Source organism: Microbacterium sp. NPDC057741, assembly GCF_042798735.1.
Taxonomy (GTDB): domain Bacteria; phylum Actinomycetota; class Actinomycetes; order Actinomycetales; family Microbacteriaceae; genus Microbacterium.
The window spans coordinates 198,692-222,940 of sequence record NZ_JBHVJW010000001.1; the positions used below are offsets into that span (position 1 = coordinate 198,692).

Consider the following 24,249-nt stretch of genomic DNA (forward strand, 5'->3'; position numbering starts at 1 on the left):
CCCGGTCAGTCCTGTACGTCGATGCCGGCGGCAGTCGCGAAAGCAGGGGCGAGCAGCTCCACCTGGCGGGAACCGAGGGTCGCGCCGCGCAGCGAGAGGACGTCGAGGTATGCCAGGGCATCCAGTCCGCGCAGGTCCAGGTCCTTCGCAGTGAGCCCGCGGGTGTCGACCTCGTCGGCGCGGGTGCCGTCGAAGCGCACTCTGGTGAGCGTCGCCTGCGGCACGTCGAGCGTGTGCAGTGTCGTGTCCGCGATCAGGACGTCCTCTGCGCGGGCGCCGCCCAGCGACAGGTAGTCGATACGGGCGTCACGGATCTCGAGCTCGCCGATGCGGGCCGTCGAGAGATCGAGAGTGCCGATGCGCCCGCGGTCGATCCGCAGGCGCCGGATCGACGCGTCGCGCAGCGAGACCACGGGTGCCCGCAGATCCTCGATGCGCACGTCGAGGAGTGTCGCCCCCGTGAGGTCCACGCGATCGGCGGCGCCGGTGAGCACGCACTGCTCGAGGCTGCCGTGGGCCAGGTCGGTCTCGCCCGCGCACTCGACGGATGCCGCGAGCAGATCGGCCCGGCGCTGCCCGTGTGCCGGAGTCAGATGGTCGGGCAGGTCGGGAGCGGAGACACGGGGCGGCACGGGGCGGATGGCGGGCATCCCGCGAGACTACGGGATGCCGCGGACATCCGTACTCTGCTACCGAGTCCTCGTACGCCGGTATCAGCAGAGACCGCGTAGAATGACCTGACCAGCTTTGATCCGGCCATCACCGGGGAGCTCTCGGAAGAACGCTTCGTCAAGCTCGGCGAGCGAAGCAAGTAGAACCGAGCGGGGCAGGCCCGTCATCGCCGCAGTGAGAGAGGCTCGTCGTGAGACGGGCAAGTGGGGTGGTACCGCGGCCCGTCAGGTCACAATCCGGACAGGTCGTCCTCGCAGCAGCATCCGACACGATCACTGCGAGACGACATGAGCTACCCGCGCACCTCCTCCTTCGGCCCCGCCGCCCTTCGTCAGGCCCAGGGCCCGGTGACTCCGAGCCCGCGATTCCCCGAGATCGAGCGCGAGGTGCTCGAATTCTGGAAGACCGACGACACCTTCCGCGCCTCCATCGCGCAGCGCGAGGGCGCCGATGAATGGGTCTTCTACGACGGCCCGCCGTTCGCCAACGGCCTGCCGCACTACGGTCACCTGCTGACCGGCTACGCCAAGGACGTGTTCCCGCGCTTCCAGACCATGCTCGGCAAGAAGGTCGACCGTGTGTTCGGCTGGGACACCCACGGTCTGCCCGCCGAACTCGAGGCGATGAAGCAGCTCGGTCTGACCGAGAAGAGCGAGATCGAGGACATGGGCATCGGCGTCTTCAACGGCAAGGCGAAGGACTCGGTGCTCAAGTACACCCGCGACTGGGAGGACTACGTCACCCGTCAGGCGCGCTGGGTGGACTTCGAGCGCGGCTACAAGACCCTCGACCTGAGCTATATGGAGAGCGTGCTGTGGGCGTTCGACCAGCTCTACGACAAGGGCCTCGCCTATGAGGGCTATCGCGTGCTGCCGTACTGCTGGCGCGACGAGACCCCGCTGTCCAACCACGAGCTGCGCATGGACGACGACGTCTACAAGGACCGTCAGGACCCGTCCGTCACCGTCACCTTCCCGCTGACCGGCGTCAAGGCCGAGTCGCTCGGACTCACCGCCGTGCGCGCCCTCGCCTGGACCACCACGCCGTGGACCCTTCCGACCAACCTCGCCCTCGTGGTGGGGCCGGAGATCGAGTACGTCGTGCTGCCCGCCGGCCCGGAGGGGGCCGCCGACGTGCACGACGGGGACGACCGCGTCGAGGCATCCGCGCATCGCTACCTGCTCGCGCGCGACCTGCTCGGCGGCTACGCCAAGGACCTCGGCTACGAGTCGGCTGACGACGCGCTCGCCGCCGTCGAGCAGACCGTCCGCGGTGCCGACCTCGAAGACGTGCACTACGACCGCCTGTTCGACTACTACGCCGACGCCGAGACCTGGGGCACGCAGAACGCCTGGCGCATCCTCGTCGACGACTACGTCACCACCACCGACGGCACCGGCATCGTGCACCAGGCGCCCGCCTACGGTGAGGACGACCAGCGCGTCACCAACGCCGCCGGCATCCCGACCATCCTGTCGCTCGACGACGGCGGCAGGTTCCTGCCGCAGGTCACCGATGTCGCGGGCGAGCTCTGGATGGACGCGAACACCCCGCTCATCCGCCTGCTCCGCGCTCAGGGTCGGATGCTGCGCGAGCAGAGCTACGTGCACTCCTACCCGCACTGCTGGCGCTGCCGGAACCCTCTGATCTACAAGGCGGTGTCGAGCTGGTTCATCCGCGTCACCGACCTCAAGGACAGGATGCTCGCGAACAACGAGCAGATCACCTGGGTGCCCGAGAACGTCAAGCACGGTCAGTTCGGCAAGTGGCTCGAGGGCGCGCGCGACTGGTCGATCAGCCGCAACCGGTACTGGGGCTCGCCGATCCCGATCTGGAAGAGCGATGACCCGGAGTACCCGCGCGTCGACTCCTACGGCTCGCTGGAGGCGCTGGAGCGCGACTTCGGCACGCTGCCGCGCAACGAGAGCGGCGAGATCGACCTGCACCGTCCGTACATCGACGACCTGACGCGTCCGAACCCGGACGACCCGACGGGCAAGAGCACCATGCGCCGCATCGAGGACGTCTTCGACGTGTGGTTCGACTCGGGCTCGATGCCGTACGCGCAGGTGCACTACCCGTTCGAGAACCAGGAGTGGTTCGACTCGCACGCACCGGCCGACTTCATCGTGGAGTACATCGGGCAGACGCGCGGATGGTTCTACGTGATGCACGTGCTGTCCACCGCGCTGTTCGACCGCCCGGCGTTCACCGGCGTGAGCTGCCACGGCATCGTGCTCGGCTCCGACGGTTACAAGATGTCGAAGTCGCTGCGGAACTACCCCGACGTCTCCGAGGTGTTCGACCGCGACGGCTCCGATGCGATGCGCTGGTTCCTGATGTCCAGCTCGGTGCTGCGCGGCGGCAACCTGTCGGTCACCGAGGAGGGCATCCGCGCCGGTGTGCGGGAGTTCATCCTGCCGCTGTGGAACTCATGGTACTTCTTCGCCACCTACGCGAACGCGGCGACCGATGCCGGTTACGAGGCCACCTGGCGCACCGACTCGCAGGACGTGCTGGACCGCTACATCCTGGCGCGCACCGGCGACCTGGTCCGCGGCGTCAAGCAGGACCTCGAGGGGCTGGACTCCACGACGGCAGCGTCGCGCCTGCGCGACTTCGCCGAGGTGCTCACGAACTGGTACATCCGCCGCTCGCGCGACCGGTTCTGGGAAGGCATCGATCCTTCGACAGGACAGGGGACCGATGCCTTCGACACCCTCTTCACGGTGCTCGAGACGCTCTGCCGGGTCGCGGCACCGCTCGTGCCGCTGATCAGCGAGCGCGTCTGGCAGGGTCTCACCAGTGACCGCAGCGTGCACCTGACCGACTGGCCGGACGCCGACGCGTTCCCACACGCCGACGACGTGCGCGACGCGATGGATGCCGTCCGCGAGCTCTCCAGCGTCGGCAACGCGCTGCGCAAGAAGGAGAAGCTGCGCGTGCGCCTGCCGCTGGCCCGCTTCACGGTCGTCACGCCGGATGCCGACGCGCTGGCGCCCTTCGAGGACATCCTGCGTGAGGAGCTCAACGTGAAGAGCGTCGAGCTGGTCGCCCAGGGTGAGGGTACGGCGGCCGACTACGGCATCAGCCACCGGCTGAGCGTGAACGCTCGTGCGGCCGGCCCGCGCCTGGGCAAGGAGGTGCAGCGCGTGATCCGCGCCGCGAAGGACGGCTTCTGGACCGAGGAGGACGGCGTGGTGACCGCCGACGGCATCGAGCTGCAGGCGCACGAGTACGACCTCGCGCTGGAGACCACGGGTCGTCCCGAGGGCGAGGCTCTCGCGGTCGTCCCCACCGGCGGCTTCGTGCTGCTGGACACCGCGACCACGCCCGAGCTCGAGGCTGAGGGCCTGGCGCGCGATGTGATCCGCGCCGTGCAGGACACCCGCAAGAAGGCCGACTTCGACGTCAGCGACCGGATCAGCCTGGTGCTGGACTTCGCCGCTGCCGAGGAGGCCGAGGCCGTGGCATCCGCCTTCGACGTCGCGGATGTCGCGGGGGAGACCCTCGCTCTGGCCTACGAGGTGCGGGCGGCGGGCGCGGTGTACACCGAAGCGGGGATCCTCCCGGGTGAGTCGGAGTTCGAGACCACCGTGCCGAAGGGCACCTACGCGAACACGGCCGATTTCACCGTCGCGGTGACCAGGATCGGAGGCACGAAGTGAGCGATCGCAGCAGGGCCGACAAGGTCTACGAGCAGCTGCTGGAGCGCGCCGGCGAGCGCTGGGTGCAGCCCCGCAGGGAGCGCGTCGCGCGCATCCTCGAGATGCTCGACGATCCGCAGCGCAACTACCGGGTCGTGCACATCACCGGCACGAACGGCAAGACGTCGACGGCGCGGATGATCGAGAGCCTGCTGCGCGCGCACGGGCTGCGCACCGGACTGTTCACCAGCCCGCACCTGGAGCGCTTCACCGAGCGCATCATGATCGACGGCGAGCCGATCGCGGATGCCGCGATCGCCGACGCGTGGGACGAGATCGAGCCATTCATCGGACTCGTCGACACCGAGCTGGAGGCCGCGGACGACGCGCCGCTGACGTTCTTCGAGCTGCTCACCGTGCTCGCCTTCGTCGCGGCATCGGATGCCCCGGTCGACGTCCTCGTGCTCGAGGTCGGCATGGGCGGGGCATGGGACTCCACGAACAACGCCGACGGCGACGTCGCGGTGTTCAGCCCGATCGACATCGACCACGCCGACCGGCTGGGCGACACCATCGCGGCCATCGCCGAGGTCAAGGCCGGGATCATCAAGGACGGCGCCTCCGTGGTGTCGGCCGAGCAGCCCGCCGAGGCCGAGGCCGTGCTGCGTCGCGTCGCCGCCGAGCGGGGCGCCCGCATCTCGTTCGCCGGAGCCGACTTCGGGCTCGCCGACCAGAAGCTCGCCGTGGGAGGTCAGCTGCTCACCGTGCGGGGTCTGGCCGGTCAGTACGCCGACGAGTACCTGCCGCTGTACGGAGCGCACCAGGGGCACAACGCCGCCCTCGCCATCGCCGCGGTGGAGGCGCTGATCGGCGATGCCGGCCAGCCGATCGCCGGCGACATCCTCGTGGAGGGGCTGCAGAACGCGACCTCGCCCGGCCGACTGCAGCTGCTCGGCATCGCACCGACCGTCGTGGTCGACGCCGCGCACAACCCGCACGGTGCCCGCGCACTCGCGCAGGCGCTGGCCGACAGCTTCGACTTCGACGAGTGGGGTCTCGTGCTCGGCGTGCTCGCCGACAAGGATGCCGCAGGCATCGTCGACGTGCTGCTGCCGTCCGTCGCCGAGGTGTTCGCGACCGCGCCGGACTCCGAGCGCGCCAACGACGCCGACGCGATCGCCGACCTCGTCGAGGAGCGCGGGCGCCGCGCGAGCGTGCATCCGACCCTGGCCGAGGCGGCGGATGCCGCGCGCGAGTGGGCCGCGTCGTCGGACCGCCGTGCAGTGATCATCGCCGGCTCCGTCGTGCTGGCAGGGGAAGCCATCGCGCTCTCCGAGGAGGAGGACTGGAAGTCGGGGTGGACCGCGTGATGGCCCGTGCCCCGCGCACACTGGTCCAGAAGCTCGCGCCGATCGTGCTCGGCTTCGAGGCGATCGTGGTGTTCCTCGCAGGGCTCACGATCTTCGGCCTGAACGTGCTGCCGGCCGGCATCCCGTCCTGGTGGGGGATCGTCTTCGGCGTGGTGATGGCCCTGCTGATGTGGGCCGTCGCAGGCATGATCACCAAGCCCTGGGCGATCCCCGCCGGCTGGGTGCTGCAGGCGATCGTCGCGCTGTCGGCGATCCTCGTGCCCGCCATCGCGTTCGTGGTGCTGATTTTCGGCGGCATGTGGGCGTATGCGACGATCATGGGGGCCCGCATCGACGCCCGTGCGCCGCGGGCCGAAGCTGAGACTCCGACAGAGAGCGAATGACATGGCTACCGAAGAAACCCTCGTCCTGGTCAAGCCCGACGGCGTCGCCCGCGGTCTGACCGGTGCGATCCTGGCCCGCATCGAGGCGAAGGGCTACGCGCTCGTCGACCTCCGTCTGGTCGAGCCCGACCGCGACGTGCTCGCCGCGCACTACGCCGAGCACGAGGGCAAGCCCTTCTACGAGCCGCTGATCGAGTTCATGATGTCCGGTCCGTCGGTGGCGATCCGCCTCGCGGGCAACCGCGTCATCGAGGGCTTCCGGTCGCTCGCCGGCACCACAGACCCGACCACGGCCGCCCCCGGCACCATCCGCGGCGACTTCGGCCGCGACTGGGGCCTGCCCGTGCAGCAGAACCTCGTGCACGGCTCGGACAGCCCCGAGTCGGCCGCCCGTGAACTGGGCATCTGGTTCAACTGAACCACGCGAACGCGAAGAAGGGGACGTCCTGAGGACGTCCCCTTCTTCGCGTTCGCGCTCGCGTCAGAACAGGCGAACGAACTCGCCGAGCAGATCGCCGCCGGCCATGTAGGACATCACGATGATGACGGCGAAGCACAGGATCGATGCGAGGGGCGTCCACACCATCAGACGGCCGAAGGTCTCCTGCACCGAAGTCTTCTTCGAGAGCGTGCCGTTGCGCCCGAGTTCGACCACTGTGGTGAGGAACGTCGGGATCATGACGAGGTAGGTCAGGCCGCACCAGAGGCAGAGCGTGTGCAGCGAGAAGAACGTCTGCCAGATCAACCAGGCGATGAACACGAACGCGGCGGTGACGCCGAGGCCGAACAGAGCCCAGAACCAGCGCGGGAATCGCACACCGGCCACGACGGCCACGCCCATCACGAGCACCGCCATCCAGCCGGTGAGGCCGATGATCGGGTTCGGGAAGCCGAACACCGAGCCCTGCCAGGAATCGAGGTTCTTGCCGCACTGCACGAAGAAGCTCACGTCGCAGTTCAGCTCCGCCTTCGGATTCTCCAGGCTGATGAACTTGTCCATCGTGAGCTGGAATGCGGCCCACCAGCCCAACACGCTCGCGAAGATGAGCCAGATGCCGTACCCGATGTGCCGTGTGCGCTGTGCGGTCATGTCGGGATTATCCCAGTGCCGGCTATGCCCGCGACGTGAATCGTCGATGACGCGCGAATCGGCTCGATGCCGCGGGCGGCGCGCCGAAGTGCGATAATGGCAAGCAGATGCGACACACTCGCATCGAAGAGACTTCGGGGTACAGCCCCAACGCGGTCCGAGCACACGCCGACCGTCTGTGAGTTCGCGGCAGTACGTGCCGCACGAGTTTTCGCGGAGCACTCAGTGCCCTGCGCAGGGAGTACGCCAGAGATGGCCGATCAGAACGATGACAACCAGACCCTTGACCTCGACGCGCTGCTGGAGCAGCCGGTAGCGGCTGAGCCCGCCGCCCCGGCGGATCCCACAGTGCCTGATGCGGATGCTGCGGAGCCCGAGACCGTCGCCGAGGCCGTGGCCGAGGAGACCCCGGCCGCCACCGCAGCAGCTGAGGACGCACCCTCCGCCGAGCCCGAGCCCGAGCCCGAGCCCGAGACTCCGGTCGAGGAGCCTGCAGCACCGGCATCCGAGCCGTTGCCCGTCACCGCTGTGACCCTCGGCCTGCTGCCCGAGGTCTTCGTGTCGAAGGTCTCGACCCAGCTGCACTTCTATGCGCCCGAGATCGTCCCGCTGCCCGCACGTCGCGACGACGAGCAGGATGCCGAGGGCGGCAGCCGTCGCGGTCGTCGTCGCCGCGGCGAGGGCGACGAGGAGCGTTCCGAGCCGCGTCAGCGCCAGCGCGTCGTCGAGTACATCACCGAGCCGAAGGCGATCAAGGGATCGACCCGTCTCGAGGCCAAGAAGCAGCGCCGCCGCGACGGCCGCGACGCCGGGCGTCGCCGCCCCGTCGTGACCGAGGCCGAGTTCCTCGCCCGCCGCGAGGCCGTCGACCGGATGATGGTCGTGCGCGCCAAGAACGGTCGCACTCAGATCGGCGTGCTCGAGGACAACGTGCTCGTCGAGCACTACGTGGCGCGCAACCAGGACGCGTCGCTGATCGGCAACGTGTACCTCGGTCGCGTGCAGAACGTGCTGCCGAGCATGGAGGCCGCGTTCGTCGACATCGGCCGCGGACGCAACGCCGTGCTCTACTCCGGCGAGGTGGACTGGGACGGCGTCGAGACCGGCAACCAGCCGCGTCGCATCGAGCTCGCGCTCAAGCCGGGCGACCGGGTGCTGGTCCAGGTCACCAAGGATCCGGTGGGGCACAAGGGCGCTCGCCTGACCAGCCAGATCTCGCTGCCCGGACGCTACCTGGTGTACGTGCCCGGCGGGTCGATGAACGGCATCTCGCGCAAGCTGCCCGACAACGAGCGCGCGCGCCTGAAGCGCATCCTCAAGGAGGTGCTGCCGGAGTCGTCCGGCGTGATCGTGCGCACCGCGGCCGAGGGCGCCACCGAGGAGCAGCTCACCCGCGACGTGCAGCGGCTCACCTCGCAGTGGGAGCACATCCAGAAGCTGGTCGAGTCGCAGTCGGCGCCGTCGCTGCTGCACGCGGAGCCCGACCTGCTGGTCAAGATCGTCCGTGATGTCTTCAACGAGGACTTCACGAAGATGCTCATCCAGGGCGAGGACGCGCAGCGCACCATCCGCGCCTATCTCGAGAGCGTCGCGCCCGATCTGCTCGAGCGCGTCGAGGCCTACGAGGACGAGGTCGACCCGTTCGATGCGTTCCGCGTGACCGAGCAGATCGAGAAGGCGCTGGACCGCAAGGTCTGGCTGCCCTCCGGCGGCTCGCTCGTGATCGACCGCACCGAGGCCATGACGGTCGTCGACGTGAACACCGGCAAGTTCGTCGGCTCCGGCGGCAACCTCGAGGAGACGGTCACCAAGAACAACCTCGAGGCCGCGGAGGAGATCGTCCGCCAGCTGCGCCTGCGCGACATCGGCGGCATCATCGTCGTCGACTTCATCGACATGGTGCTCGAGTCCAACCGCGACCTCGTGCTGCGCCGCCTGGTGGAGTGCCTGAGCCGTGACCGCACGAAGCACCAGGTCGCCGAGGTCACCTCGCTCGGCCTCGTGCAGATGACCCGTAAGAAGCTCGGCCTCGGCCTGCTCGAGACCTTCAGCGAGCCCTGCGAGGTCTGCGCCGGCCGCGGCGTGATCGTGCACCACGACCCGGTCGTGAAGCACCGCTCGGCCAGCAGCGCCTCGGGCAGCGGCCAGGGTCGGCGCTCGCGCGGCGGCAACAGTGGTGGCGGCAACAGCGGCGGCGGTGGCAACGGCGGTCAGTCCGCTCAGGCCCCTGCGGCCGCCAACGGCGGCACGCACAGCATCACCGAGGGAGCGAAGTCGGCACTCGCCGCGATCGCCGCCTCCACGATCGTCCCGAACGCCGAGGGCGTCCACGTCGAGCAGGAGCAGCCCGCGGAGCCGGCGCCCGAGCGTCCGAAGAAGCGCAAGAAGCGCTCCGAGCGCAAGGCCCCCCGCAGCGAGGCCGAGCAGCTGCTCGATTCGGTGCTCGACGCGCTGCCCGAGCCGAAGGCACCGGGTCAGGGCCGCAACCGTCGTCGGGTGACGACCGCAGCGCTCTCCGGCACGCCCGTGGTGCGCCCGGAGCCTGTCGCCGACGCGTCAACGCCGGTCTCGGGCGGGGACGCGCAGTCCTGACGCGATCAGTCTCCTGACGAGCTCCTTGCCGCCGACGTGCTCCGCACCGGCGGCGAGGAGTCTCGGAACGAGATCCTCGGGGACGTCGTAGTGATCGCGGTCGAACGCCCGCGCGGGCACGCCCTGCGCGAGCGCGAAGGCGTGCAGCTCCTCCAGGCTGCTGTCGCTGACCAGGTGTGCCCACAGCCGTCCGTGCGCGGGCCAGCGGGGGTCGTCGACGAGTACAGCCATGTCGCGATCCTAGGACCGGATGCCGGACGAGCGGCGCGTCACGGGACACACCTCCCGGCTCGCTTTGCGACAGGGTGCGGCATCCGGTAAAGTAGTCCCTTGGTGCGCGATCCCTGTCGGCACTGACAGGGGAAAGTCCTGCATCCGCATCCGTCGCAGTGCGACGTTCGCAGGCAACAGTCTTCCCGTGAGAGATTCCGGAGTCCGTAGGGCTCCCTGACGAAACAGGTACGAAGTGGTTTACGCAGTTGTGCGCGCCGGTGGGCGGCAGGAGAAGGTCGAGGTCGGCACGATCGTTCAGCTCGACCGTGTTCAGGCTGCCCAGGGCGAGAAGATCGAGCTGCCCGCAGTGCTGCTCGTCGACGGCGCAGCGGTGACCACCGACGCCGACAAGCTGGCGAAGGTCAAGGTGACCGCCGAGGTCATCGGCAACCTGCGCGGCCCGAAGATCGTCATCCAGAAGTACAAGAACAAGACCGGCTACAAGAAGCGCCAGGGCCACCGCCAGGAGCTCACGCGCGTCAAGATCACCGGCATCAAGTAAGCACCAAGAGGAGCTGAGAAATGGCACACAAAAAGGGTGCGAGCTCGACCCGCAACGGTCGTGACTCCAATGCACAGCGCCTCGGCGTGAAGCGCTTCGGCGGCCAGGCCGTCAACGCCGGCGAGATCATCGTCCGCCAGCGCGGCACGCACTTCCACCCCGGCGTCAACGTCGGCCGTGGCGGAGACGACACTCTGTTCGCTCTCGCCGCCGGTTCGGTGGAGTTCGGTGCGAAGGGCGGCCGCAAGGTCGTCAACATCGTCGCCGCTGCCGAGTAGGCTTCGACAAGCTCAGCCACCGGCCTGGTGGCATCGGACGGGGCGGGCTTCGGCTCGCCCCGTCCGCGTATTCACGCAGAGGAGTCCCCATGGTCACGTTCGTCGATACCGTGACGCTGCACGTGCGCGGCGGCAAGGGCGGCAACGGCTGCGTGTCGGTGCGCCGCGAGAAGTTCAAGCCGCTCGCCGGCCCCGACGGCGCGAACGGCGGTGACGGCGGCGACGTCGTGCTGGTCGCCGATCCGCAGACCACGACGCTGCTGTCGTACCACCACGCCCCGCACCGTCACGGCGGCAACGGCGGCTTCGGCATGGGAGACTTGCGCTCCGGCGCCGCGGGGGAGCACATGGAGCTCCCGGTGCCGGTCGGGACCGTCGTGAAGAACCCCGCCGGTGAGGTGCTGCACGACATGATCGTGCCCGGCGAGCGCTACGTCGTCGCCGAGGGCGGCCGTGGCGGTCTCGGCAACGCGGCCCTCGCCTCGCCCAAGCGAAAGGCTCCCGGCTTCGCGCTGCTCGGCACTCCCGGCTACGAGGGCGACGTCGTCCTCGAGCTGAAGACCGTCGCCGACGTCGCACTGGTCGGCTACCCCTCGGCGGGCAAGTCCAGCCTGATCGCCGCGATCTCCGCCGCACGGCCCAAGATCGCGGACTACCCGTTCACCACGCTGCACCCGAACCTCGGCGTCGTGCAGGCCGGCGAGAGCCGCTTCACCGTCGCCGACGTGCCAGGCCTGATCGAGGGCGCCAGCGAGGGCAAGGGTCTCGGACTGGAGTTCCTGCGCCACGTCGAGCGCTGCTCGGCTCTCCTGCACGTGCTCGACTGCGCCACTCTCGAGCCCGGTCGCGACCCGCTCAGCGACCTCGAGGTGATCCTGGCCGAACTCGCCGCCTACGAGGTGCCCGAGGGGCAGATCCCGCTGTTGGAGCGTCCGCAGCTGGTCGCCCTGAACAAGGTCGACGTGCCCGAGGCCCGTGACCTGGCAGAGATGGTGCGCCCCGACCTCGAGGAGCGCGGCTTCCGAGTGTTCGAGATCTCCACGGTCTCGCACGAAGGCCTGCGCCCGCTGACCTTCGCGCTCGCCGACATCGTCGACAAGCACCGCGCCGAGCTGGCCGTGGAGGTCCCCGCCGAGCGCATCGTCATCCGCCCGAAGGGCTCCGAGGCCGCGTTCCACGTGCGCGTCGAGGGCGGCACCTACGGCAACCTGTACCGCATCGTCGGCGAGAAGCCGTGGCGCTGGGTGCAGCAGACCGACTTCCAGAACGAGGAGGCCGTCGGCTACCTCGCGGACCGTCTCGAGCGCCTCGGCGTCGAAGACGCGCTGCTGAAGGCCGGCGCCAGCGCCGGCGCGACGGTGGTCATCGGCGAGGGCGACGGCGTCGTCTTCGACTGGGAGCCGTCGATCGCGTCGACGGCGGAGCTGCTCACGACACCGCGCGGCCTGGACGCCCGCCTCGACCCGAACACGCGCCGCACCACGAACGAGCGCCGCGAGCGCTATCACGAGCGGATGGACGCCAAGGCGGCCTACCGCGCCGAACTCGAGGCCGAGCGCATCGCCCTGAAGGAAAACGCCGTACAGCCCAGCAGCGACGACGAATGACCGTCCGAACTCGCGACGGACTGGCCACCGCCGAGCGCATCGTCGTCAAGGTCGGCTCCTCGTCGATCAGCGGCGAGGCGGCCTGGCGCATCCCGATGCTCGTCGACGCACTCTCTGCGGCGCACGCGCGGGGCGCGGAGATCGTGCTGGTGTCGTCGGGTGCGATCGCGAGTGGCATCCCGTTCCTCTCCCTCGACGCCCGCCCGACCGACCTCGCAACCCAGCAGGCGGCGGCGGCTGTGGGGCAGAACATCCTGGTGTACCGCTACCAGGAGGCGCTGCGTCCGTTCGGGATCGTCGCCGGCCAGGTGCTGCTCACCACCGGCGACCTCGACAACCCCACCTCGCGCAGCAACGCGCGTCGCGCGGTCGAGCGGATGCTGGGCCTGCGGGTGCTGCCGATCGTGAACGAGAACGACACGGTCGCGACCCAGGAGATCCGGTTCGGCGACAACGACCGCCTCGCTGCCCTCGTCGCTCAGCTGGTGCAGGCCGACGCACTCGTGCTGCTCAGCGACATCGAGTCGCTGTACACAAAACCGCCCACAGACCCGTCGGCCGAGCCGATCGACGTCATCGCCGCCGGGGCCGACCTCTCCGGGCTGCAGTTCGGCGCCACCGTGGTGAACAGCGTGGGAACCGGGGGAGCGGCGACCAAGGTGTCGGCGGCGCGGCTCGCCGCGGCATCCGGCATCGGCGTGCTCGTGACAAGCGCAGACCTGGTGGCTCAGGCTCTCGAGGGCGCCGCGATCGGCACCTGGTTCGAGCCGGCCGTGCTCGGCTCCTGAGCGTCCTTCGTCTCGCTTCGCTCGCTCAGGACCCGGGGGACGGGCAACGGCGTCACACCGGCATCCGGGGCATCCACCGAGTCCTAGACTGACCGGATGAGTGCCGACACCCTCACCGACACCGCGCAGGCCCGACTGGCGCGCGCGAAGGAGGCCTCCCGCGAGGTCGCCCGGCTCACCAGCGCGGACAAGGCGCGCGTGCTGCGCGCGATCGCCGACGCGATCGAGGCGCAAGCGGCGCGGATCATCGCCGCGAACGGCGACGACATCGTGCGCGGCACGGAGGCCGGCATCGGCGATGCGCTCATCGACCGGCTTCGTCTGGACCAGAGGCGCGTCGCGGCCCTGGCAACCGCCGTCCGTGACGTCGCCACCCTGCCGGACCCGATCGGGCAGGTCGTGGGCGGCCACCGGATGCCGAACGGCGTCGCCCTGGAACAGGTGCGCGTGCCGTTCGGCGTGATCGGTGCGATCTACGAGGCCAGGCCGAACGTCACTGTCGACATCGCCGCGCTCGCGCTGCGCGCCGGGAACGCCGTCGTGCTGCGCGGCGGCAGCGCAGCCCGCAGCTCGAACACCGTGCTCGTGCAGGTCATGCGCGACGCACTCGAGGCGGCGGGCGTGACACCCGAGGCGATCCAGACCGTCGACGACTTCGGACGCGACGGGGCGAAGGCGCTCATGCACGGCCGCGGCTTCATCGATGTGCTGGTGCCACGCGGCTCCGCGGCACTCATCCAGACCGTGGTCACCGAGTCGACCGTGCCGGTGATCGAGACCGGCGCCGGCGTCGTGCACATCGTGCTGGACAGCACCGCCCCGGAGGACTGGGCGCGCGACATCGTCGTCAACGCCAAGGTGCAGCGGCCCAGCGTGTGCAACGCCGTCGAGACGGTGCTCGTGCTGAGGGATGCCGCGGAGCGGCTGGTGCCCGCGGTCGTCGGTGCCCTGCAGCAGCAGGGCGTGACCGTGCACGGCGACGAAGCGGTGGCCGGCCTCGCCACGGACGTCGTGCCCGCCACCGATGAGGACTGGGCGACGGAGTACCTCAGCCTTGACGTGTCGATGCGGGTGGTCGACGATCTCGACGGCGCATTGGAGCACATCCGGCAGTACAGCACAGGGCACACCGAGTCGATCATCACCACCGACGCCCGCAACGCCGAGCGCTTCCTGGCCGAGGTCGACTCGGCCGTCGTGATGGCGAACGCGTCCACGCGGTTCACCGACGGCGCGGAGTTCGGCTTCGGTGCTGAGGTCGGCATCTCCACGCAGAAGCTGCACACCAGGGGCCCGATGGGGCTCGCCGAGCTCACCAGCACGAAATGGCTGGCACGCGGGGCAGGTCAGATCCGCGCCTGAGCACTAGACTGGGGTGGTCTTTCTCCCCGATATGGGGAACCCGGTCAGAAACGGAGTCACGATGAATCTCGTCGCACAGGTCGCGATGGCAGCAGCCGAGACGGAGCACCACGGCAACATCGCCGCAGAGACCGTCATCTTCGGCATCATCGCGGCGTGCGTGTTCGCCGCGCTCGCCCTCGTGACGCTCTCGTACAAGAACGTCGCGAACCGCCACTCGGCCAAGGCCGAGGCCTACGCGCAGCGCCACGGCAAGGATGGTCACAAGGCGGGGCACGGCCACTGAGGCCACCTTCCGCATGGAGACATCCACACGGCGCGCTCCGCGCATCGGAGTGATGGGCGGAACCTTCGATCCGATCCATCACGGCCACCTGGTCGCGGCCAGCGAGGTCGCGCACTCGTTCGATCTGGACGAGGTGGTCTTCGTGCCGACGGGGCAGCCGTGGCAGAAGAAGGATGTCTCGCACAGCGAGCACCGATACCTGATGACCGTCATCGCGACGGCCTCAAACCCTGATTTCACCGTCAGCCGGGTCGACATCGACCGGGTCGGACCGACGTACACGATCGACACCCTGAAGGATCTCCAGCGCGAAAGACCTGATGCAGAGCTTTTTTTCATCACGGGTGCAGATGCCGTAGCGCAAATTCTCAGTTGGAGAGACCATGATGAGTTGTGGGACTTGGCTCATTTCGTCGCCGTCTCGCGCCCAGGGCACATCCTGAGCACGGACGGACTCCCGAGTGACGATGTGAGCCAGCTCGAGGTTCCGGCGCTGTCGATCTCGTCGACGGACTGCCGGGAACGGGTGCGCTCCGGCGAGCCCGTCTGGTACCTCGTTCCCGACGGAGTCGTCCAATACATCGCGAAGCATCATCTGTATCGGAGCAGGGCATGAGTACATCGGATCAGAACGGAGGGGCACCGCTGACGCGCAAGCAGATGCGGGAGCTCCGGCTGACCGGCTCGACGCCGGTCATCGAAGAGGTGGCCGTCGCGCCCGCGGCACCCGCCACGACCGTGGCGCCCGTCGCGGCCGCGGCACCTGTCGCGACCATCGCGCCTGTCGCGCCCGCGCCCGTCGTGCCCGCACCCGTGATGCCGCGCGCGGCGGAGCCTGTGCCCCTGCCCCCTGCACCCGTTCCCGATGCCGCTGTCGACCTCGGCAGCACTCCGCTGACCCGTCGTCAGGTCCGCGAGCAGGAGCGCATCCGTACGGCATCCGTTCCGGTGATCTCGTCGGTGCAGATGGAGAGCGAACCGGTCGTCGCGCAGGTGCCCGCAACCGTCGCCGCCGGCGGTGCTCCCGCAGCGCCGGCGCCCATCGCTCCCACCCCGATCTCTCCGATTCCGGTGGTGCCGGCGCGCGAGCCGCTGCCGGAGATGGTCTCCGACGTGCCGCTGTTCCCGGTGGCCGAGACCTCGGTCGCCCCCACCCAGACCGCTCCCCGGTACTCGGGAGACCAGGACGCACTGGCCGCGATGTTCGAGACGCCGGCGGCGCCGGCTCCGATCTCGCCGGCCCCGGTCCAGGAGTACGTGGAACCCGCCGCCCCGGCGCAGACACCCGTCGTGGAGAGCGCTCCCTCGCCGCAGGCCGCGCCCGCCCAGAACGAGCGACCGCAGGTGAGCCCCGACTTCGGCCGGTCCGTCGCGGAGCAGGCATCCGAGATCCCGGCGTTCTCGGGCACGTTCGACGACATCGTCGGCGACTCGACGGGTTCTCAGCACTCCGCGCCCAGCGCGCTCATCTACACCCAGTCGACCGAGGCATCGCTGTCGGGCCCGGTGGCCTCGACGGGCGAGGTGCTCGTGACGGGCACCTACGATCTGCCTCGCGGCCTCGGCTCGCAGGGTCACGCCGGCACCGCTGACGGCAAGGAGGTCGACGTCGTCCTGATCGACGGCGAGCTGCCGCCGACCTCGTCTCCGACGCCGATCGCCGCGAGTGCCGCGGTGAGCACCTCCAAACCTGCCGGTGAGGTCATCCGACCCCCGGCGCCCGAAAAGGGCAACCGCCTGATGATGACTCTGGCGATCGTCGCCGGTGGCCTCGCGCTCCTGCTGGGAACCGCGCTGGTCATCGCCTTCAGCATGAATGCGTTTTGATGCAGGCTTTTGAGAATTCCGTAGAGATGCTGCAGGTCGCGGCACAGGCCGCCGTCGACAAGGGCGGGGAGGATCTGGTCGCGCTCGACGTGTCGCAGCCGCTGCCGCTGGTCGACATCTTCCTGCTCGTCACCGGCAACAGCGAGCGCAACGTCGCCGCGATCGCCGACGAGGTCGAGGATCGCCTCCTCGAGGCCGGTCACCGGCGCGTGCGCCGCGAGGGCCGTGCCGAGGCGCGCTGGGTGCTGCTGGACTTCGGCGACCTGATCGTGCACGTATTCCACTCCGAGGAGCGCGAGTACTACGGCCTCGAGCGGCTCTGGAAGGACTGCCCGACCGTGCCGGTCGGGGTCGCGGAGCCGGCCGAGCGCGCCTGACGATGGCGGTCCACCTCGTCACGGGCGCGGGATCCGGCATCGGCGCGACTCTCGCGCGCCGGCTGCTGCAGCGCGGCGACGAGCTCGTGCTGCTGGCGCGGGATGCCGGGCGAGCACGCCAGATCGCCGCGGAGTTCCCCGGCGCATCGACGCTCGTGGGCGATCTCGCACAGCCGGGCAGACTGTCATGGGCGCTGTCGAAGCAGCCGATCCCGGAGCGGATCGACTCCGTCGTGCATGCGGCGGGTGTCGTCGACCTGGGGTCAGTCGCCGATCTGCCGGTCGCGCTCTGGGAGCAGCAGCTCGCCGTGAACCTCACAGGTCCCGCCGAGCTCACTCGGCTGCTGCTGCCGGTGCTGCGCGTCTCGCGCGGGCAGATCGTGTTCGTGAACTCGGGTGCGGGACTGAACGCCCACGCGGGTTGGGCGGCCTATGCCGCCTCGAAGCACGGGCTGAAGGCCCTTGCTGACGCGCTCCGTGCCGAGGAGCGCGAGAACGGCGTCCGCGTGACCTCGGTGTATCCGGGTCGGACTGCGACACCGATGCAGGAGCGTGTGCACCAGCAGGAGGGGCAGGAGTATCGCCCGGAGCGGTTCATCGATCCGGAGTCCGTCGTCACCAGCATCCTCACCGCTCTCGACCTTCCGCGCGACGCGGAAATCACCGATCTGACCGTGCGTCCGGGAGCGTGAGCGCGAAACACCCGGGATGCGGGCACGATTCGCGAACGTCCGGAATCGTGTTGTAAGCTGAACGGGTTGTCGCGGAGGAATCCACGGCGAAAATGGGCCTGTGGCGCAGCTGGTAGCGCACCTGCATGGCATGCAGGGGGTCAGGGGTTCGAGTCCCCTCAGGTCCACCAACGAAAGCCCCCGGTTCGCCGGGGGCTTTCTTCAGTTGGTTGCAAGGGAGAAGCCGATGCAGAACGCGGAGTGGCCGGGCATCCTCGATGCGGATGCCCTGAACCCGGACTACGTCGACGAGGTCCATCGCCTTGTCGACGCCGCGAAAGCCGACGACTGGGCGGCGGTGTTCGCGCTTCTGGACGCGCCGATCCGGGCGAGCATCAACCAGTGGCGGATCGGCGGAAAGTCCTGGTTCACGCCGCTGCATCAGGCCGCGTTTCTCGGTGCGCCGGTCGATGTCGTCGAGGAGCTCGTGCGGCGCGGCGCGTGGCGCTCGCTCCGGACTGCTGACGGCGATCGCCCGATCGACCTTGCCGAGAAGAACGGCCATCGACACCTGCTCGAGACGCTCGCCGTGCACACGCCCGATGATCGCGAGCGGCGACGCTTCGCGGCGTGGGATCGGCACCTGGCCGCGCTGATCGCCGAGCGCACCGAGAGGCTCGACACGGTGAGATTCCGGCCGGTGCCGACGGAGGTCATCGCCCTCGAGGCGTTCGAGACCCTGTGGTTCCACTTTCCCGGCATGTACGGCGGCTTCGGCATGTCGATCCACCGGGACCGCCTCTTCGTGGAGAGCTGGTCGCGCGTGGTCGGCGGTTCCGGCCAGGCGCATGTCATCACCGAGGCCGGATGCGTGCTGGTCGAAGAGGGCTTCGTGTGACCGTCGCCGGCTGAGCCGCCGCACTAGGCTGGAGGATGCTGCTCTGCGCGGGACCATGCGGGATCGGCACGGTTTTCAGGGATCTTCGGGAGCAGCGTGACGGGTAGTCGAGCAGAGGCCGCCTATCTGCGTGCACTCGCGGCCTTCAAGACTCCGACCCTCGATCTGCTGCACGGCCGATATGCACCGTTCGTCGTCTCGGCGCTCAGCCTGATGTTCTCCGCCGACCGCCCGACCGTGGCGGTCGCGGATGCGCACGTCGAGGTCGGGGAGATGCTCGACCAGCTCCGCGCCGACGGCTACGAGGACGACCGCAGGCGTCTGCCCGCGGCATCCGGTCGCGAGGTGTGCCGGTACTGGGTGAAGGTCGGCTGGCTCGGCCAGCAGATCGACGGCGAGACCGAGGTGTACCGCCTCACCGCGCACGCGGTGCGCGCGCTGGAGATCGCCGACCTCACCGGCGGCGGTTCCCGCGTCTCCAACTCCCGGGTGCGCACGCTGCTCGAGGCCGTGGAGCGCCTCGCCGGCAACGCCGACGGCGATCCGGCACGGCGGCTGAAGCGGCTGAAGGCCGAGCGCGACGCGCTCGACGCCCAGATCGCGGCCCTCGAGAACGGACCGGCCGATCCCGTCCCCGATGACGAGCTGCTCGAAGAGGCCGAGAACGTCCTGCACCTCTCCCGGGGCCTGCCTGCCGACTTCACCCGCGTCGCCGAGTCGATCAAGGCGATGCAGCGCGATGTCATCCGTGACCTGCGCCGCGACGAGCGCCCGACCGGCGAAGTGCTGCGCGAGTACCTGCTGCGCGGCCAGCAGGTCATGCAGTCCACCCGCGAGGGGCAGGCCTTCGCCGGCGCCCTGCGTCTGATCGGCGACCCTGAACGCATCGACGACCTCACCGAACAGCTGCACGGCCTGCTCTCGCGCCCCTTCGCGGAGATGCTGGATGCCACCCAGCGCACCGAGCTCGACATGATCGGACGCCGCATGGAGCTCGGCGTGCAGGAGGTGCTCACCGCGCAGCGCCGCGCCTCGCACGTGATCGCCGGGCAGGTGCGCACCCATGATCCGGCCCGCGACCGTCAAGTCGATGAGCTGCTGCGCGACGTGATCTCGGGGCTGCAGGCCTGGACGCAGACGCGCACGCCGGAGACACCGGTCGAGCCGCTGCGCCGGCTGCCTGTTGCGAACATCGGGCACCTGCGGCAGTCGCTCGGCGACATCCGTCCGCCAGGCTCGCCCGCGGCGCTCGCGTCGCAGGGGCGGGACGTCGAGTTCCTCGACGCCGACACCCGCGCCTGGGGTGGCCCGCACTATGCCGAGCTCGAGGCCTACGTTGCCGGTCTCGGCGACACCTTCGACCTCGGCGAGGCCTTCGTGGGCGCCGCCGACATCACCCGCCGTCCGGTCGACCTGCTCGGCCTGCTCGAGATCGCACACCGCGGCTCGCTCGAGACCGGCGACGGAGTCTCGATCGTCGAGGCCGTGCGCCCCGACGGCACCGCGCGCCGGTTCGCCTTCGAGGCCGTGACCGCGCACGTGAGGAAGGAATCGGAATGACCGAGGATGCCACGACAGGCGGCTTCATCGCCCCCGTCGCCATGGAGGACGACCTCGCCGAGCTGTTCCCCGGCGACCGTGGGGTGCTCGATCCCGAGGTGCGCCGTACGCTCGCGCTGATCCTGCACCGGAGGTTCCTGCTCGCAGAGCGCAACCGCACCGAGTGGCGCACTCTGCTCGACCACCAGACCGTGATCGAGTCGCGCCTGAACGACCTGTACATCCGGCTCGTCGTCGACCACGAGCACGGCCTGGCGTACAAGCAGCAGATCCGCATCGAGGAGCTCGACATCCCGATCCTGCTGCGCGACACCCCGTACACGCGCTCCGAGACCCTGGTGCTGGTGCACCTGCGCACCGTGTACGAGCGCGAGAGCGTCGCGGGCGAGGCCGCGCCCCGGATCGACATCGAGGACGTCGAGCAGACCGTGCTGAGCTACTTCACCGACGCCGACGGCGACATCTCGCGGCGCCAGAAGGCGGTGCGCGACGCCATGCGCAAGCTGTCGAACGACGGCATCATCAGCGAGGAGACCACCGGCCGCTACCGGATAGGCCCGCTCGTCGAGGTCGTGCTGAGCGCCGAGAAGCTCACCGAGCTGCGCGACTGGCTGCGCGAGACCGCCGCCGAGCGCCTGGCGGGATCGGATGCCGCGCACGCCGAGGAAGCCCTGGAGGACGTCCTGTCATGACGATGATCGACACGCTCTTCGGCCTCATCCCGGAGGCCTCCCGCGGACAGCAGTGGGTCGCCGAGGACCTGCAGCTGGTGAACTGGGGCGGTTACGACGGCGGCCCGCACAGGGTGCGCTTCTCGCCCGCTGCGACGTTGCTGTGCGGTGGCTCCGGCTCGGGCAAGTCCACCCTGATGGACGCGTACATCGCGCTGATGATGCCGCACACCACACCGTTCAACGGCGCGTCCAACGGCGGTGTCACCGGACGACCGCGCGGCGACGAGCAGCGCAACGTGCTCTCCTACGGCCGCGGCAAGCTCGACGAGACCCGCACCGAGGAGGGCACGAAGGTGCAGGTGCTCCGCGGTGACGGGGAGGACACCTGGACTGCGATCGCGATGACCTGGCGCGACCACGACGACTCCCGGTTCACCGCGGTGCGCGCCTGGTACATCCCGGCCGGTGCCCGCGTGCTCGAGGACACCGTGCGCGTGCGCGCCACCGTGAACAGCGCCTTCGACCTCGCCGAGCTGGAGAAGGCCGCCGCGCAGCGGCTCACCGACGCATCCGTCCGCGCCGCCGGGCTCGAGCCGGTCGGCACCGACCGCGAGTTCTCCGCTCGTCTGCACTCGGTGCTGGGCATCGGCGCGGCCGGCGCCGGCGCGAACGCGATGAGCCTGCTCGCCCGCATCCAGGCCGGCCAGCAGATCACCACCGTCGACGACCTCTACAAGCGCCTGGTGCTCGAGGAGCCCGAGACCATGCGCACCGCGGATGCCGTGGTGCAGCACTTCGACGAGCTGGAGAGCACCAAGCAGCGCATGCTGGTGGCACGCCAGCAGGTCGCCGCTCTCGAGCCGATCCGCGACCTGCGCCGCCGCATCGACGGCGCCGCAGAGCGGATGCTGCTGATAGACGCGGTCGGCGTCTTCGACGACCCGTCCTCGATCGCCTCGCTCTGGAAGGCGGAGCGGCGGATGAACCTGCTCCGCGAGGTCGAGGACGAACTGCGCGACCGCCGGCGCGAACTCGACGCGCAGGTGCGCGAGAAGCGCGTGCAGGCGGATGCCGCCGAGACCGAGCACGACGGCCTGCGCGACCTGCTCCGCGAGCGCGGCGGTGACCGACTGGAGACCGCGCAACGCGAGCTGCGCGGCGTGCAGCACCGCCTCGACGAGGCGCGCGCCCAGCGGGAGCGCCTCGACGACGACCTTCGGGTGCTCGGAGCCGAGGCAGGCGCCCGGGCGGAGTTCGAGAAGATCGTCGTCCGCGGTCGCGCCGTGCTCGCCGACGCGGATGCGAAGGGCAGCGCCCGCGAGGCGTGGGCCGAGGCCCGGCGCACCCGCGACGCGCTGCGCAGCGAGCTCGCACAGCGTGAGCGCGCACTCGACGAGGCATCCGGCTTCGCCGGCAACATCCCCGCGGACCTGTACCGCTCGCGGGAGCTGCTCGCCGAGGCGGCGGGTCTCGAGCCGCACCAGCTGCCGTTCGTCGGCGAGCTGATCGAGGTGCGCACCGAGTTCGAGCCCTGGCGGGAGGCGTTCAACCTGGCCCTCGGCGGATTCGCCACCACTGTGCTGCTCGACACCGCCGACCTCGACCGGTTCCGCACCGCCATCGACGGCGTGCGCACTCCGCGCCGACTGACTTACCAGGGCGTGCACACCGGGCTGCGCGCCAGCGGCGGGGGAGCGGAGGACCGGATGCCGGGCCGCCTCGACTACGCCGACACCCCGTTCACCGGCTGGCTGCAGGTGCGTCTCGCCGAGCGGTTCGACTTCGTCTGCGTGAACTCCGCGGCCGACCTCGCCCGCCACGACCAGACACTCACCATCACCGGGCAGATGTCCCGCGGCGACCAGGGCGCGCACGGCGGCCACGGCCGCGCGAACGTGCTCGGCTTCTCGAACCGCACCCGCCTGCGCGAGCTCGAGGCGGCGGTCGGCGAGCTGCACCCTGCACTCGAGCGTGCCGATGCGGAGGTTGCCGCCGCCGAGTCCGCGCTGGACCGCTTCGACGCGGAGCGCGCTGCCTATGCGCGGATCGTCGACGTCGTCTGGGAGAACGTCGACGTCGACGCGCTGACCGCCGAGCAGGAGCGCTGGCAGCGCATCGAGGCCGAGGTCGGCGAGGAGAACCCCGACATCGCCAGCATCGCCGCGCAGATCGAGAAGTCCAAGCGACTGCTCGTGCGCCTGCGCGAGGAGATCGGCGCCGCGAGCTCGGAGCGCCAGCAGGTCGAGGACCGCTGGGCGCGGATCACGGACGACGTCGACGCCGGGCAGGCGCTGATCGATGAGGCCACTGAGGCCGACCGCGCCGTCGACTCCGAGCAGGCCCAGTACCTGGACGAGCGCTTCGCGACTCCGGCATCCGCCAAGGCCGCGCCCTCGGTGCTGCTGGAGCGCTTCGACGGCGCGCTGGGCACAGCGGGCACCAGGCTCACCGAGGACCGCTCGGCGGCCTTCGACGCGCATCATGAGCAGCGCGAGGCCATGCGCCGCCTGATGGCCGGGTTCCTGGAGCGCTGGGACAACCCGAACCTGCTTGCCGACCCCGACCTCTACGTCGACGACTTCGAGAACATCCTCGACGCTCTCGAGACCAGCGGGCTGCACCGGCTGGAGAGCGAGTGGCGGGACAGCCTGGTGCACCTCTCCGGCAACGACCTCACGAACCTCGACTCCACCCTGGGGCGCGCGCTGCGAGAGATCCGCGAGCGGATCGAGCCGATCAACGGCATCATGCAGGACCTGCCGTTCTACGACGACCACCATCGCCTGCAGATCACCACACGGGAGAACCAGTCCGAGGCGCGCAAGCGGTTCCGTCGCGATCTTCGCGAGGTCCGAGGGCTGATCGAGACCGCGTCCACAGACCAGGAGCGTGAGCACGCCTACCGGCGGATGTCGCGTCTGATCGGGCACCTGCGGCGCTCCGCGCCCGACTTCGCAGACCTCATCGACGTGCGCAACCACGTGCGGGTGAGCGCCGAGCGGGTCACGGTCGACACCAAGACCCACGTCGCCCTGTACGACCACATCGGCGAGAAGTCCGGCGGCGAGTCCCAGGAGCTGATCGCGTTCATCGTCGGCGCGGCTCTGCGCTACCAGCTCGGGGATGCCGGGGCCGAGCGCCCGCGCTACGCGCCGGTGTTCATGGACGAGGCGCTGATCAAGGCCGACGCGCACTTCACCAAGCGCGCGATCGGCGCCTGGCGCGGCCTCGGCTTCCAGCTGGTCATCGGCGCCCCGAACGACAAGTACAGCGCGATCGAGCCGCACGTCGACGTCGAGTACGACATCCTCAAGGACACCCAGGGCCGCTCCTGGGCACGGCTCAAGGTCGCGCTGCCCGAGCAGCCCCAGGCCATCGCGCAGGTCTGATCA

General features: G+C 69.8%; 22 protein-coding genes and 1 tRNA gene. 20 read left to right on the plus strand and 3 right to left on the minus strand.

Annotation, left to right across the window (positions count from 1 at the left end):
- Window positions 1-5 precede the first annotated feature (5 nt).
- Complete coding sequence (locus ACFVDO_RS00950; RefSeq protein ID WP_378859364.1) at window positions 6-650, minus strand: pentapeptide repeat-containing protein; 645 nt, start codon at window positions 648-650, stop codon at window positions 6-8.
- 309 nt (window positions 651-959) lie between these two features.
- Here ACFVDO_RS00950 and ileS point away from each other — a divergent pair, with 309 nt between their 5' ends.
- Genes ileS through ndk form a run of 4 tightly spaced genes read left to right on the plus strand, consistent with a single transcriptional unit; the run spans window position 960 to window position 6,490 of the window.
- Window positions 960-4,340, plus strand: a complete 3,381-nt coding sequence (ileS, locus tag ACFVDO_RS00955; protein WP_378859363.1) for an isoleucine--tRNA ligase — start codon at window positions 960-962, stop codon at window positions 4,338-4,340.
- Entirely contained in the window at window positions 4,337-5,689 is a 1,353-nt protein-coding gene (locus tag ACFVDO_RS00960) for a bifunctional folylpolyglutamate synthase/dihydrofolate synthase (RefSeq protein ID WP_378859362.1), read from the plus strand. Before ileS ends, ACFVDO_RS00960 begins: the two co-directional genes overlap by 4 nt.
- Window positions 5,689-6,072 (plus strand): DUF4233 domain-containing protein, encoded by a 384-nt coding sequence (locus ACFVDO_RS00965; protein WP_378859361.1) that lies wholly within the window; start codon window positions 5,689-5,691, stop codon window positions 6,070-6,072. Before ACFVDO_RS00960 ends, ACFVDO_RS00965 begins: the two co-directional genes overlap by 1 nt.
- Before the next feature lies 1 nt (window position 6,073).
- Window positions 6,074-6,490, plus strand: a complete 417-nt coding sequence (ndk, locus tag ACFVDO_RS00970; RefSeq protein ID WP_378859360.1) for a nucleoside-diphosphate kinase — start codon at window positions 6,074-6,076, stop codon at window positions 6,488-6,490.
- Between the two features lie 63 nt (window positions 6,491-6,553).
- On the opposite strand, the gene ACFVDO_RS00975 is transcribed toward ndk, so the two are convergent.
- Window positions 6,554-7,162, minus strand: a complete 609-nt coding sequence (locus ACFVDO_RS00975) for a vitamin K epoxide reductase family protein (RefSeq protein ID WP_378859154.1) — start codon at window positions 7,160-7,162, stop codon at window positions 6,554-6,556.
- A 252-nt stretch (window positions 7,163-7,414) separates the two neighbouring features.
- On the opposite strand from ACFVDO_RS00975, the gene ACFVDO_RS00980 reads away from it, so the two are divergent.
- The gene (locus tag ACFVDO_RS00980; RefSeq protein ID WP_378859153.1) at window positions 7,415-9,754 is read left to right on the plus strand and encodes an Rne/Rng family ribonuclease; all 2,340 of its coding nucleotides are present in this window, start codon (window positions 7,415-7,417) and stop codon (window positions 9,752-9,754) included.
- On the opposite strand, the gene ACFVDO_RS00985 is transcribed toward ACFVDO_RS00980, so the two are convergent.
- The gene (locus tag ACFVDO_RS00985) at window positions 9,719-9,985 is read right to left on the minus strand and encodes a DUF4031 domain-containing protein (protein WP_378859152.1); all 267 of its coding nucleotides are present in this window, start codon (window positions 9,983-9,985) and stop codon (window positions 9,719-9,721) included. The genes ACFVDO_RS00980 and ACFVDO_RS00985 overlap by 36 nt on opposite strands.
- A gap of 235 nt (window positions 9,986-10,220) precedes the next feature.
- Between ACFVDO_RS00985 and rplU the strand changes: the two genes are divergently transcribed.
- The 15 genes from rplU (at window position 10,221) to ACFVDO_RS01060 (ending at window position 24,246) form a co-directional block, all read left to right on the plus strand.
- Window positions 10,221-10,529, plus strand: a complete 309-nt coding sequence (rplU, locus tag ACFVDO_RS00990; RefSeq protein WP_378859151.1) for a 50S ribosomal protein L21 — start codon at window positions 10,221-10,223, stop codon at window positions 10,527-10,529.
- A gap of 20 nt (window positions 10,530-10,549) precedes the next feature.
- Entirely contained in the window at window positions 10,550-10,807 is a 258-nt protein-coding gene (gene rpmA, locus ACFVDO_RS00995) for a 50S ribosomal protein L27 (protein WP_116242932.1), read from the plus strand.
- Between the two features lie 89 nt (window positions 10,808-10,896).
- A complete protein-coding gene (gene obgE, locus ACFVDO_RS01000) occupies window positions 10,897-12,414 on the plus strand; it encodes a GTPase ObgE (protein ID WP_378859150.1) in 1,518 nt (505 codons plus the stop codon).
- Window positions 12,411-13,202 (plus strand): glutamate 5-kinase, encoded by a 792-nt coding sequence (proB, locus tag ACFVDO_RS01005; protein WP_378859149.1) that lies wholly within the window; start codon window positions 12,411-12,413, stop codon window positions 13,200-13,202. Before obgE ends, proB begins: the two co-directional genes overlap by 4 nt.
- A gap of 96 nt (window positions 13,203-13,298) precedes the next feature.
- On the plus strand, window positions 13,299-14,564 hold the full coding sequence (locus tag ACFVDO_RS01010) for a glutamate-5-semialdehyde dehydrogenase (RefSeq protein WP_378859148.1): 1,266 nt from the start codon (window positions 13,299-13,301) through the stop codon (window positions 14,562-14,564).
- A 61-nt stretch (window positions 14,565-14,625) separates the two neighbouring features.
- The gene (locus ACFVDO_RS01015) at window positions 14,626-14,850 is read left to right on the plus strand and encodes a hypothetical protein (protein WP_378859147.1); all 225 of its coding nucleotides are present in this window, start codon (window positions 14,626-14,628) and stop codon (window positions 14,848-14,850) included.
- Window positions 14,851-14,863: 13 nt separating this feature from the next.
- Entirely contained in the window at window positions 14,864-15,466 is a 603-nt protein-coding gene (gene nadD, locus ACFVDO_RS01020; RefSeq protein ID WP_378859146.1) for a nicotinate-nucleotide adenylyltransferase, read from the plus strand.
- Window positions 15,463-16,677 (plus strand): hypothetical protein, encoded by a 1,215-nt coding sequence (locus ACFVDO_RS01025; protein ID WP_378859145.1) that lies wholly within the window; start codon window positions 15,463-15,465, stop codon window positions 16,675-16,677. Before nadD ends, ACFVDO_RS01025 begins: the two co-directional genes overlap by 4 nt.
- Window positions 16,677-17,054, plus strand: coding sequence for a ribosome silencing factor (gene rsfS / locus ACFVDO_RS01030; protein ID WP_378859144.1), 378 nt, complete (start codon window positions 16,677-16,679; stop codon window positions 17,052-17,054). Before ACFVDO_RS01025 ends, rsfS begins: the two co-directional genes overlap by 1 nt.
- 2 nt (window positions 17,055-17,056) lie before the next feature.
- The gene (locus ACFVDO_RS01035) at window positions 17,057-17,746 is read left to right on the plus strand and encodes an SDR family oxidoreductase (RefSeq protein WP_378859143.1); all 690 of its coding nucleotides are present in this window, start codon (window positions 17,057-17,059) and stop codon (window positions 17,744-17,746) included.
- 94 nt (window positions 17,747-17,840) lie between these two features.
- A tRNA-Ala gene (locus ACFVDO_RS01040) sits at window positions 17,841-17,916 on the plus strand.
- 56 nt (window positions 17,917-17,972) lie between these two features.
- Window positions 17,973-18,623 (plus strand): hypothetical protein, encoded by a 651-nt coding sequence (locus tag ACFVDO_RS01045; protein WP_378859142.1) that lies wholly within the window; start codon window positions 17,973-17,975, stop codon window positions 18,621-18,623.
- A 96-nt stretch (window positions 18,624-18,719) separates the two neighbouring features.
- On the plus strand, window positions 18,720-20,183 hold the full coding sequence (locus tag ACFVDO_RS01050) for a DUF3375 domain-containing protein (protein WP_378859141.1): 1,464 nt from the start codon (window positions 18,720-18,722) through the stop codon (window positions 20,181-20,183).
- Entirely contained in the window at window positions 20,180-20,875 is a 696-nt protein-coding gene (locus tag ACFVDO_RS01055) for a DUF4194 domain-containing protein (protein ID WP_378859140.1), read from the plus strand. Before ACFVDO_RS01050 ends, ACFVDO_RS01055 begins: the two co-directional genes overlap by 4 nt.
- On the plus strand, window positions 20,872-24,246 hold the full coding sequence (locus ACFVDO_RS01060; protein ID WP_378859139.1) for an ATP-binding protein: 3,375 nt from the start codon (window positions 20,872-20,874) through the stop codon (window positions 24,244-24,246). The genes ACFVDO_RS01055 and ACFVDO_RS01060 overlap by 4 nt, the downstream gene beginning before the upstream one ends.
- The last annotated feature ends 3 nt before the right edge of the window (window positions 24,247-24,249 follow it).